General features: G+C 44.7%; 2 protein-coding genes. One reads left to right on the top strand and one right to left on the bottom strand.

Translation table 11 applies throughout. The annotated features are described in order from the left end of the window. A partial coding sequence (locus AC2JF7_RS09025) for a peroxiredoxin (protein ID WP_500728357.1) occupies positions 1 to 323 on the top strand: 323 nt, incomplete at its 5' end. 59 nt (positions 324 to 382) lie between these two features. Here AC2JF7_RS09025 and AC2JF7_RS09020 read toward each other — a convergent pair. Further along, positions 383 to 667, bottom strand: a complete 285-nt coding sequence (locus tag AC2JF7_RS09020) for an NUDIX hydrolase (protein WP_500728356.1) — start codon at positions 665 to 667, stop codon at positions 383 to 385. Between the last annotated feature and the right edge of the window lie 280 nt (positions 668 to 947).

Genomic DNA, 947 nt, shown 5'->3' with positions numbered 1-947 from the left:
TCTGCAGCATCTCAACCAAGCGCTTCAACGGCGAAGTTGACAAGTATAATGGCATTAACTTTTATACTATTTCAACCAATACGCCTGACGAGCAAAAAAATTGGTGTGCAGCAGAAGGTGTTGTCAAGATGGAGCTGTTATCCGACGAAAAGTTAGATTTTGGTAAAAAGATGGGGCTGTTCGTTGAAGACGCCGGCATTGATGCCAGAAGCATTTGGATTGTTGATGCCACTGGCCAAGTTCTGTATCAAGAACTAATCCAAGAAATGACCAACGAGCCTAACTACGATGCAGCACTTGCGTTTTTAGACGACTTAAAGTAACCTTTTGTGCTAACACAAAAGCGGCTAGGGCAAACGCCCTAACCGCTTTTTTATATTGCCTAAAAAACAGGCTGGTCCAATACTTGCCACTGGGTCAAGGTCTGTTCAGTGAGCGTGAAGTGCTCCCGATCCAGCAGGTACTCCTTGGCCTTTAAAACCAAGGGCGACGAGTTTGCCATGCTCAATTTGCCAAGAGGTACCTTAACAGCACCCAGCGCGTCCTGGCCGTCGAACTGGGCCACACTATGCTGCAAGTGGCCGCTTGCCTTTTCAACCCGGTAAAAAACGCAGATGTGCTGGTTGTAATGCCACTCCTCGTAGTCCCAGGGATAGCGAAACGACACGACGCCGATTTGCTGCATCGCGGCAACCGTCAGGCCCGTTTCCTCGTTAACCTCGCGCATAGACCATTACCATAGACAAGGGGTCGAAGTTTGCAGATTTTGCTATCCGTTTCCAATAAGTCAGAAAAACAAGTGGCCGTAACCAAGATATCCTAATCATCTAATTAATAATTTAGCCAAAAAAAGAGTACCAAGCTACTTTGTAGCTTGATACTCAATTTTCAAAAGTTTCTGTATCACTATTTTGATAATTTAAACTTTTAATTTAACCAAATTAGAA

It is taken from the genome of Lactobacillus sp. XV31L (assembly GCF_059900865.1).
Note: the sequence above shows the minus strand (reverse complement) of the source record. Positions and strands in the feature narration are given on the sequence as shown.